This window comes from Asticcacaulis sp. (genome assembly GCF_020217185.1).
In the GTDB taxonomy this organism is placed as follows: Bacteria; Pseudomonadota; Alphaproteobacteria; order Caulobacterales; family Caulobacteraceae; genus Asticcacaulis.
In genome coordinates, this window is record NZ_JAIWNX010000179.1 from 1 (window position 1) to 10,000 (window position 10,000).

The 10,000-nt window shown below is 61.1% G+C and carries 9 protein-coding genes; 5 read left to right on the plus strand and 4 right to left on the minus strand.

The genetic code is table 11. From position 1 onward, the window contains the following. Window positions 1-293: 293 nt before the first annotated feature. From lptD to rsmA, 4 genes are all read left to right on the plus strand, one after another. Window positions 294-3,221: an LPS assembly protein LptD gene (lptD, locus tag LDL37_RS08800; protein ID WP_290796888.1), complete on the plus strand. Its 2,928-nt coding sequence runs from the start codon at window positions 294-296 to the stop codon at window positions 3,219-3,221. Window positions 3,222-3,291: 70 nt separating this feature from the next. Then, window positions 3,292-4,563 (plus strand): peptidylprolyl isomerase, encoded by a 1,272-nt coding sequence (locus LDL37_RS08805; protein WP_290796890.1) that lies wholly within the window; start codon window positions 3,292-3,294, stop codon window positions 4,561-4,563. Between the two features lie 5 nt (window positions 4,564-4,568). Then, window positions 4,569-5,600, plus strand: a complete 1,032-nt coding sequence (gene pdxA, locus LDL37_RS08810) for a 4-hydroxythreonine-4-phosphate dehydrogenase PdxA (RefSeq protein ID WP_290796893.1) — start codon at window positions 4,569-4,571, stop codon at window positions 5,598-5,600. Then, complete coding sequence (gene rsmA / locus LDL37_RS08815) at window positions 5,601-6,434, plus strand: 16S rRNA (adenine(1518)-N(6)/adenine(1519)-N(6))-dimethyltransferase RsmA (protein ID WP_290796895.1); 834 nt, start codon at window positions 5,601-5,603, stop codon at window positions 6,432-6,434. It begins immediately after the preceding gene. Between the two features lie 103 nt (window positions 6,435-6,537). Here rsmA and LDL37_RS08820 read toward each other — a convergent pair whose 3' ends face one another. The 4 genes from LDL37_RS08820 to LDL37_RS08835 form a co-directional block, all read right to left on the minus strand. After that, a complete protein-coding gene (locus LDL37_RS08820; RefSeq protein ID WP_290796897.1) occupies window positions 6,538-7,299 on the minus strand; it encodes a hypothetical protein in 762 nt (253 codons plus the stop codon). A 36-nt stretch (window positions 7,300-7,335) separates the two neighbouring features. Then, a complete protein-coding gene (locus tag LDL37_RS08825) occupies window positions 7,336-8,139 on the minus strand; it encodes a class II aldolase/adducin family protein (RefSeq protein WP_290796900.1) in 804 nt (267 codons plus the stop codon). A 95-nt stretch (window positions 8,140-8,234) separates the two neighbouring features. Then, window positions 8,235-8,717: an NfeD family protein gene (locus LDL37_RS08830; protein WP_290796903.1), complete on the minus strand. Its 483-nt coding sequence runs from the start codon at window positions 8,715-8,717 to the stop codon at window positions 8,235-8,237. Between the two features lie 11 nt (window positions 8,718-8,728). Then, window positions 8,729-9,658, minus strand: a complete 930-nt coding sequence (locus tag LDL37_RS08835) for an SPFH domain-containing protein (RefSeq protein WP_290796906.1) — start codon at window positions 9,656-9,658, stop codon at window positions 8,729-8,731. On the opposite strand from LDL37_RS08835, the gene LDL37_RS08840 reads away from it, so the two are divergent. Then, on the plus strand, window positions 9,657-10,000 hold a 344-nt coding region (locus LDL37_RS08840), incomplete at its 3' end, for a hypothetical protein (protein WP_290796909.1). The two genes, LDL37_RS08835 and LDL37_RS08840, sit on opposite strands and share 2 nt — an antisense overlap.

Below are 10,000 nucleotides of genomic sequence, written 5' to 3' on the forward strand. Positions count from 1 at the left end.
TCTGGCGGGCTGGGCCACTCCGCTGGTCGCCTTTTTGACGGCCCTGACATTGCTTGTTTACACCGAGGACGGCTAGGAAAGGGAATTGACATCTGAGGACGCCCGGTGCGCCCTCGCCTGGCCAGGAGCAAAATCGGTCCTGAGTGTCTGAACTCTGAAATTCGCCCGTCTTTCGACATGAAAAATGAAGCGAACTTCAAATTCGCGATACCCGACAGCCGTCTGGCAACCTATTATTAGCCAAATCACCCGAAGCGTTTGTCCCGCGTTCCCTTCCATCAGGTACACCCCATATGAGAAAAGCGTCGCTCAAGCTGAGCGTAGGAGTCCTGACCCTAGTGGCCGCCGGCGTTGTCAGCGGCGAAGCCGCCGCGCGTCCGGAAACCGACGCCGAAGGTGAACTGGGCGTAAGGGGGATTCGCTTTTTCGCTGATGACAGCGATATGGCCGCACCGACGGTCGAAGCTGTCGCTCGACCGGCACCAGTTGTGACGACGGCCCCTGTACCTGATCCGGCCGCACCACCTGCGTCCGTCAGTCAGACGGTTGCCGACGCCTCCGAAGCTCCCCATGTCACGCGCCCCCGGCGCCCTGCCGCTCCGACTGCGGAGGCCGTAGCCCTGCCCGCCCTGGCTCAGGCCGCAACGGATAATCCGCCCGCCTCGGTGCCGGCTTCTGCCCCTGCGCCCGTGACGATGACCGCGCGCCTGAGCGACGAACAGGTGCTGAAGGCCGAACGCGACCGCCTGAACGGCAAGGATAGCCCCAACAGCAACACGCCTGCGGAACCACCGCTGCCGGACGATGGGCTGGGTGAAGAGGGGGCGTTTATCACTGCGGACGAGGTCACCTCTCCGGAGGAAAACATCATGCTGGCGCGCGGCAAGGTCGAGATGCGCTGGGAAGGCCGCCTCATTCGTGCTGACGAGGTCCGCTACGATCAGACGACGGGTAAAACCGTGGCAACCGGCAATGTGCAAACGATCAATCCGGACGGTTCGGTGCAATACGCCGACCGGCTGGAGGTCGATAATGAACATTCGTCCGGCACCGGCGATCGTATCGCCTATATCGACGGCGAAAAATCCAAGCTGTTCGCCAACAAGGTTGAACGTCTCGACGAACAGACCAACCGCCTCAGCGAAGCGATTTTCACCCCCTGCGAACTGTGTGTGAAAAACAATGTCACGCAGGAGCCGACCTGGCATATTCAGGCCAGTTCGATCACGCAGGACAAGAAACACCGCGTGGTGATCTATCGCAACGCTATCATCAAGGCCAAGGGCGTCCCCGTCCTGTACCTGCCTGTTCTGTGGCACGCCGACGTGACGGCCAAGCGCAGCTCAGGCTTCCTGATGCCAAAGCCCGGCTTTTCAGGGCGGCGCGGAGCGACGCTGGAGTTGCCGTACCTGTGGGCGGTCTCGCCCTACACGGACATTATCATCAGCCCGGAATTTTCCAGCAAGCTCAATCCACTGCTGTATCTGGAACTCAACCGCCGCTTCTACTCCGGTGATTTGCACAGCCGCTTTGGTGTCACCAATGAGCGCTTCTTTGATAATGATGGCCACAAATGGGGCGAAAGCGCCACCCGTGGCTTCATGCTGCTGGATGGCAAGTTCGATATCAACGAAGACTGGCGCTGGAACTTCACGGCGCAGCGGGTATGGGACAAGACGAGCAACGGCCTGCTGTCATGGTCAGCCGACACCAATGGTAACCCGGTCTCGACGCCCATTGCTGCGGGTCTTCCGATCTCGAACTTCTACGAACGCTACAAGGTCGATGAAGGCTTCCCCTATGCCGGGGATTTTTCGAGCAATTCGCGCCGCCTGATCAGTCAGATCAATCTGGTCCGTCAGACCGATACGGCCTTCTTCAGCGCCTCGCTGATGTCGTTCCAGAGCCTGGCTATTGGCGGTCAGCACCGGCTGAGTTCCGATCTGGCAACAAGCCCGATGCTGTATCTGGCGGAACGCGACCGGAATCAACCGGCTGTCGCGCCGATGATCGATGCCTACTGGTCGCCGGATCAGGAGATACTGGGCGGGCGTCTGACCCTGTCGGCCAATGCCGTGTCGATCATTCGCAAGACGACGCCTTCGACGGATATCTTCCTCGCACCCGACATCGTGAATCCGGACAATCGCGGCCCCGTCGATACGGCGCGCGCTAATATCGGCCTGTCGTGGCGGCGCGATATGGTCACCCCCGGCGGCCTCAAGTTCGCGCCCTTCCTCGACGCGCGTCACGACGAATACTATCTGCGGGACTATTACAAGACCGGATATGACCTGCAACCCGGCGAAGAGGACACGCGGCGGGTGTCGCGCAGCCTCGGTACGGTCGGCCTCGACCTCTCCTATCCGCTGCTGCGCAAGTTCAACGGCGTGTCCGTGGTGGTCGAACCCATCGCGCAAATCGCCCTGTCTCCCGATTCGCAGGTCGAACCCTTCCTCACCAACGAAGACTCCAATGCGTTCGAAGTCGATGCGACCACCCTGTTCAAGGCCAACCGTTCCCCCGGTTTCGACCTTTACGAGGGCGGCAAACGCCTGAATGTGGGGCTGAAGACCCAGCTCAGCTATGATTCGGGCTTCCGTTTCTCCTCGCTGATCGGTCGCGCCTTCCGCAAGACCCCGGAAGAAAACTTCTATCGCCTCTACAAGATCGGCAATACGACCTACAAATACGACGCCTCCAGTCTGGCCAACACCAAATCCGACTGGATCGTACAGGCGGACGTCGATACGGGCCGGGGCCTGCGCCTTTATACCCGTCAGCGCATCGGCGACGATGGCACGATCCGCCGGGGCGAAACCGGCGTGAGTTATTTCAGCGCCAATACGCAGCTCACCCTGCGCCACCAGTACGACAAGACGGCGCTGCTTGGCCTGAAAAACAACTATAATTTCACCGTCGTCGATGGCGAACTGGTGCCGACCGTGGGCTATCACGACCTGCAACTGTTCGGACAGCACTTCTTTAACTCCAGATGGGGGGTATCGGCTCAGGTCAGCCGCGACATGCTGCGTGACCGCTGGCTGCGTTCCGAAGCCTCGGTCATCTACAAGGATGACTGCGCACGTCTGGAACTGGTCTATCAGCGCGATGAGACGGCCCTGCTCAGCAATAATGGCAAGGCGAATGAGTCTATTTCGGTTCGGATAAGTCTTGCCACATTGGCGCCATCGGACGATGATTTTGTCAATGTACGCTAAGAGCCGTATGGTTTATAGATTGCCCGACCCGGCCGCAGCGCCGCTTTGTTGAAAAGATTAAAACGACGACATGACCTCCGTTGCCTTCCGCCGTTCCGCGCTGCTGCTTTGCACCTGCCTCACCCTGTCGGGCCTTCCGGCCGTCGCGCAGACGACCGCTCAACCGGCGGCGCAGGCGCGTCCGCTGGGCGAAGGGGTCGTGGCGCTGGTCAATGACAAGCTGATCTCGTCCTACGATCTCAAGCAGCGTATGCTGTTGCTGATCATCACCTCGGGTGTGCAGGTCACGCAGCAAAACTACGCGGCTTTTCAGCAGCAAGCCCTGCGCGCCCTGATCGACGAACATCTGCAACTGGCCGAGGCCGACCATTTCAAGCTGACCGTTTCCGATGAGGAAATCGACGAGGAAGTCGCCAATATGGCGCAGCAGTCGGGCCTGTCAAAAGACCAGCTTCTGGCCGAACTGAAGCGCGCCGGCATCGAAGCACAGACCCTGCGCGATCAGATCAAGGCCGAAATCGCCTGGGGGCAACTGGTCAATGGCCGTTTCCGCCCCAAGGCGCGCGTTGGGAAGGATCAGGTCGATGCCTTCATGACCAAGCTGACAGAAGATAGCCAGAAGCCGCAATATCTGGTGGCGGAAATCCTGATTGATCCGGAAGTCGCCGGTGGCCAGAAAGAGGCCGAAGCCGGTGCGCAGCAACTGTTCGATCAGATCGCGCAGGGCGTCGCGCCGTTTCAGTCGGTGGCAAGGCAGTTTTCCAACGCCCCGTCGGCGGCCAATGGCGGTGACGCGGGCTGGCTGGTCTCCGGGACCATCGACCCCAAGGTTGAAACCGTCCTCAAGGGCATGAATCCGGGGCAGATGACGCGTCCGATCGTTACCGACGAAGGCGTCTATATCTACTACCTGCGCGAAAAGAAGGAAGGCAAGGCCGACGCCAAGGTGCGCCTGAAACAGGCCGCCGTACCGCTGACCGGCGGGGATTCGGCCATGCGGGCTCTGGCCAGCTTCCGCGCCAAGTATCCGACCTGTGATGCCCTCAATAACGAAACGGGCAATGGCCAGGTCAGCGTCGCCGATCTCGGCTTTACGACCCTCAGCGACTTAAAGCCGGAATACGCCTCGGCGCTGCAACCGCTCAAGGTCGGGCAGAGCACTGAGCCGATGAAAAACGCCATGAATATCAATGTGGTCTATGTCTGCGACAAGACCGCCGCCGGTGATGATGTCCCTTCGCGCGAACAGGTCGAACAACGCCTGACGCAGCAAAAGGTCGCCATGCTGGGCCGCCGCTATCTGCGTGACATCCGCGACGGTGCCACCATCGAAAGCCGGTAAGGGCGTTGCGCCTGCCCGTCACGGCACCGCTGGTCCTCAGCCTGGGTGACCCCTGCGGCACAGGGCCCGAACTGGTGCACAAGGCGTGGGCGGCTCTCAGATCACAGACAGACTACGCTTTCGCGGTTCTGGGCGATGCCGATTTGCTGGCGTCTCTGGGGCCGGTTCGGCCTATCCATGACCTGTCCGAAACCATAGCGGCCTTCCCCGATGGTCTGCCGGTTCTCGACCGCCCGCTAAGCGCCCCCGCCCGTCCAGGTCAGCCCGATCCGGTTCACGCACCGCATATCACCGGCTGGATACGCGAAGGTGTCTGCCTATGCCTGTCCGGCGCGGCGCGCGGCCTCGTCACCGCCCCCATCGCCAAGTCGGTGCTCTACGCCACCGGCTTTGCCTTTCCCGGCCATACGGAATATCTGGGTGACCTGACCGCCGATACCCCCTATCCCGGCACGCGCGGCCCGGTCATGATGCTGACCGCACCCGATGCCGCCAATGACAGCGCCCTGCGCGTCGTGCTGGCCACCATCCACATCCCCCTGTCCGAGGTGAAAGCGCACCTGTCGGCAGAGACCGTTCGCACCCTTGCCCACGTCACCCACGAAGCCCTGATCCGCGACTTCGGCGTGGCCAAACCGCGGCTGGTGCTGGCCGGGCTCAATCCTCATGCCGGTGAAGACGGCACCATCGGGCGCGAGGAAGTCGATCTGTTGCAGCCTCTGGTGGCGACCTTGCGCACCGAAGGGCTGGACATCTCAGGCCCCCTGCCCGCCGACACCCTGTTTCACGCGGAGGCGCGCCGCACCTATGACGCCGCCCTGTGCCTGTATCACGATCAAGGCTTGATTCCGCTTAAGACGCTGGACTTCTGGGGCGGTGTCAATATAACCCTCGGCCTGCCCCTTGTGCGGACGTCTCCGGATCACGGCACCGGTTTTGCCATTGCCGGCAAGGGCATAGCCCGTCCCGACAGCCTGATCAACGCCATCCGGGCCGCCCACGACATCAGCCTGAACCGAGCCCCAAAAACCACGTAAATGACCCTGCCCTCCCTCCGCGAAAGCCTCGAAGCCCACGGCCTGATGGCCAAAAAGAGCTTCGGTCAGCACTTCCTGCTCGACCTGAATGTGACGCGCAAGATCGTGCGTCTGGGGCAGGAAGGCGGCAACGCCTTTGACGGTCAGGTGGTGATCGAGGTCGGCCCCGGTCCCGGCGGCCTGACGCGCGCCGCACTGGAAAGCGACGCCGCCTACGTGCTGGCCGTCGAAAAGGACGCGCGGTTTATCGACTTACTGACGGAGCTGGATACGGCCTATCCCGGCCGTTTCGGTGTCGTCGAAGCCGATGCGCTGAAGGTCGATGAGCCCGCCCTTCTGGCCGAACGCGGCCTGCCACCGCAGGCGCATCTGGTCTCCAACCTGCCCTACAATGTCGGCACGCCGCTGCTGATCAAGTGGCTGACCGGGCCGTGGCAGCCCAAATCCCTGACTCTGATGTTTCAGCTTGAGGTCGCCCTGCGCGTCGTCGCCCCGGTCGGGGACGATGATTACGGTCGTCTGGGGGTCATCTGTCAGGTCCTGTGCGACTGTGAAAAGCTGATGGACCTGCCGGCGCGCGCCTTCACCCCACCGCCCAAGGTCGATAGCGCCGTGGTGCGCCTGATCCCCAAGGCCGAACGCCCCGACGCGCGCGTCATCCGCAATCTGGAAACCCTCACCGCCGCCGCCTTTGGTCAGCGTCGCAAGATGCTGCGGGCCTCGTTAAAGACGCTGGGTGGAGAGACCCTGCTGGCCAAGGTTGGGATTGATCCGACCCTGCGCGCTGAAAATATCAGCCCGGCGGACTTTTTGCGGTTGGCTGTGAATTTGTAAGGCCTTGGGGCCAGTTGGCCCCAAACCCCATAACTGTCTGCAATGACTCTGACGGTGCCTTTTGCTCCCGGTTCCGGGTGAAGGGCCCGTGGCCCTTCGCCCTTCAAAACCTTTTCCAAAGCCCGATGGTCACCGCACTCGATTTGGGCACATTCTCGCCACTGACCGTCTGACGCAGGCCAAACTGCACGCCCAGAGTCTGTTTGGCATCGAAAAAGCGCACGGCGCTGGTTTCCACGTGCATCCATTTGGCCTCAAAACCGTTCAGTCGATCCGTCTTGCCCGCAAACACCTGAGCCATCACGATCCATTTGGGCGAAGGCCGCGCCCCAACGGTCAGATCCACCCGCCACTGATCGGCATTTGACCCACTGCGGGCGCGCCGGGCGACCTGCGCATCGACAAACATCGGCACCTTGCGCGCCTCGAAACTATGGCCGCCATAAAGGCGCACCTCGATATCCGGGTCTTCATCACCGGGCACAGAAAACTCATCACGCCGCCCCTTGCCAAAGCCATCCAACGACACACTGGCACTCAGCGCACTGCGATCGGAGCGATAGAGCGGCGTCTTCAGCCCGATCTCGACAGAGCCCAAACCTGAGAAACTGTCCACAGATGTTTGAATATCCTGAATATTCGCCTTGGCGAACACACTCAGCAGGTCGTGCACACCGCGTTCGGCAAAGACCGTCACACGCTTTTCTTCCCAGTGCGGCAGATCAATCGCGGCCGTGCCGGACGCATCGAACCCCTGGCTGGCGGTGACCAGCTCGGCCTTGACGATGACTTCGCTCGCGCCGCTGTCCGGCCCCCAGGCCGAGGCGCAGACGGTCGCTGGCCACAGGGCCAGCATCACTGCCAAAATCCACCGCCCCCGCTTGCGCAAACCTGCCCCCTTTTAGCGATCCCAGCCGGGATACTGACGTTCCAGCCGCCGCATCAGCCCCGGCCACAACAGACCGGAGACAAACCCGACACCGGCCCCTAACGGCGCCACCTTGTCCTGCACGTCCTGCGGCGCTTCCAATACGCCGTCGCGTCCGGCCGACAGGGCGGCAATCTGCTGCCGACAGGCCTGCTCCAGAAAATAGATCAGGGTAAAGGCTTCGGCCGCTGAGCCACCATAGGCCAGCGCCCCGTGGTTGCGCAACAGCATGATCTTTTTTTGCCCCAGATCGGCGACGATACGCTGACGTTCATCGTGATCGAGCGCCACACCCTCATAGGCGTGATAAGCCAGATGCGGCCCCAGCAGCAGGGCGTTCTGAGTCAAGGGCAACAGGCCCTCCTTTTGCGCCGACACGCCGGTCATGGCGTCCGTATGCAGGTGGATGACCACATGCGCATCCGGACAGGCGGCGTGCAGGGCGCTATGGATGGTGAAGCCCGCCGGATTCACAAAGGCGTCGGCCGCGCCCACAATCTGGCCCTCCAGATCGACCTTGACCAGCGCCGAAGCCGTCATCTCCTCGAAAAAAGTGCCATAGGGATTGATCAGGAAATGATCGAGCTGCGACACCACCGGCCCTTCCGGCCCGGCCACAAGCGAGTCCTTCGCCGGAACGCGGGCCGAAATATGGGTGAAGATGGTGTCGTCCCAGCCAAACATCGCCACCAGACGATAAAGCGCCGCCAGATCCTTACGGATGGCCCATTCGGCGGAGCTGATCAGCGGATGGACCGGGGCGGTTTCAGAGGTCATGAGGTCGTCTCCCTGTATCGTTTTGCCGATGACAGGGGATTGACGTACCGTAAGTCAAGCCGATTGCATCGACTTTCGAAGTTATCTACGTCCTGTCAAACCCTTGTGACGATCAGCTTACCTTCGCTGACCGCCAGAATGCGGACCTTTTCGGACAGGGCAATGGGCGCGTCCGTGCGTTCGCTCTGGGCCGGCCATTCGACGCCATCGAAGATGACGCGGCCATTGACGCGCTGACCTTCGAGGTCATCGAAGGCGTCAATCACCGTCGCCTCCTGCCCGATCAGTCGATGGTGCGGGTCATTGATGTCAGCCCCTTCCGCCACGGGAGGCTTGAGGAAACGCCGCGACAGAAGCGTCATGGTCAGCGTCAGGACGCAGAAAATGACGATCTGCACCAGCAGGTTGGCCGGGGCCCCGGTCAGGGTAATCACCGCCACGATCACGGCGGCGGCCGCGGGCCACAAGAGCCATTGGGTGCCGATGACGATTTCAAAGGCCAGCAGCGACCCGCCAATAATCAGCCACGCCCAGAAAAGCTGCCGCCCCTGCGGCTCAGCCAGCAAAAACTCCAGCATACTCCCCTCCGTTACTTGCTCCGCGTGGCCGGAGCCTGATCCGTGACGGTCTTCAGCAGTTCGGCCACACCGGCAACGGACCCCGACAGAGACGCCAGATCGGCTGGCAGAATCAGGGTCTTGGTATTGGCTGAATTGGCGAAACCGGCAAAGGCTTCGACATATTTTTGCGCCACGAAGTAGTTGATGGCCTTGGTGTCGCCCGACGCGATGGCGTCCGACACCATCTGGGTCGCCTTGGCTTCGGCTTCGGCAGCGCGTTCGCGCGCTTCGGCGTCGCGGAAGGCAGCTTCCTTGCGCCCTTCGGCCTCAAGTACAGCGGCCTGCTTGGCCCCTTCGGCGCGGGCAATGGCGGCCTGACGCTCACCATCAGCTTCGATGATCAGGGCGCGACGTTCGCGCTCGGCCTTCATCTGACGGGCCATGGCGTCGGTGATGTCGTGCGGCGGGCGCAGGTCCTTAATTTCGATGCGTGTCACCTTGATGCCCCAGGGCGAGGTGGCGTGGTCGATAACGGTCAGGAGCCGCGTATTGATCGAATCGCGCTGCGACAACACTTCGTCCAGCTCCATTGAACCGACCACGGTGCGCAGATTAGTCATGGCGAGCTGCGTGATGGCATTGTTGAGATTATCGACGCGATACGCAGCCGCAGCGGCATCCATCACCTGCGTGAAGACGATCCCGTCCACCTTGACGATGGCATTGTCCTTGGTGATCACGTCCTGCTGCGGCACGTCGAACACCTGCTCCATCATATTGACCTTCTTGCCCACCGTTTCGATGAACGGCGTCAGGAAGGAGATGCCGGGCTTGAGCGTGCGGGTATAGCGGCCAAAGCGTTCGACCGTAAATTCACGGCCCTGCGGGACGATCTTGATGACCGAAAACAGGATGAAAAAGGTCACGACGATCAGAACGCCGGCGAAGATACTGAACATGGAGACTCCCCTCAGTGGTTATGTGCACAGTGTAGCGCAACCGGGAGGAATAGCTACGAAAACCGGAGCAAATGTGCTAGCTTTGGTTTTCACTGGAGCGGAGGGGCATTTGCAGTTTCTGGCACTCATGTTCTGGGCGGTCGCGTTCGGCTATTACGCTTGGAATCTTTTTTGTGCTGTTACACGGAAAGAAGCCAAGGTTGGTTTTCAGATCAGACCCTTTGGTAAATACAGGTCCGAGCTTTACAAAAAAGACTCCGATGAAGGACTGGCTTATTGGATCGCCACCACAATGTATGCGTTCGGGACGATCGCCACAGCTATTGTAACACTACTGTTTTT

What these genes read in the sequence shown, in the direction of transcription:
- LDL37_RS08825 (WP_290796900.1), bottom strand. Translation starts at nt 8,139, where the DNA reads ATGACCTCTGAAACCGCCCCGGTCCATCCGCTGATCAGCTCCGCCGAA.
- lptD (WP_290796888.1), top strand. Translation starts at nt 294, where the DNA reads ATGAGAAAAGCGTCGCTCAAGCTGAGCGTAGGAGTCCTGACCCTAGTG.
- LDL37_RS08830 (WP_290796903.1), bottom strand. Translation starts at nt 8,717, where the DNA reads ATGCTGGAGTTTTTGCTGGCTGAGCCGCAGGGGCGGCAGCTTTTCTGG.
- LDL37_RS08805 (WP_290796890.1), top strand. Translation starts at nt 3,292, where the DNA reads ATGACCTCCGTTGCCTTCCGCCGTTCCGCGCTGCTGCTTTGCACCTGC.
- LDL37_RS08835 (WP_290796906.1), bottom strand. Translation starts at nt 9,658, where the DNA reads ATGTTCAGTATCTTCGCCGGCGTTCTGATCGTCGTGACCTTTTTCATC.
- rsmA (WP_290796895.1), top strand. Translation starts at nt 5,601, where the DNA reads ATGACCCTGCCCTCCCTCCGCGAAAGCCTCGAAGCCCACGGCCTGATG.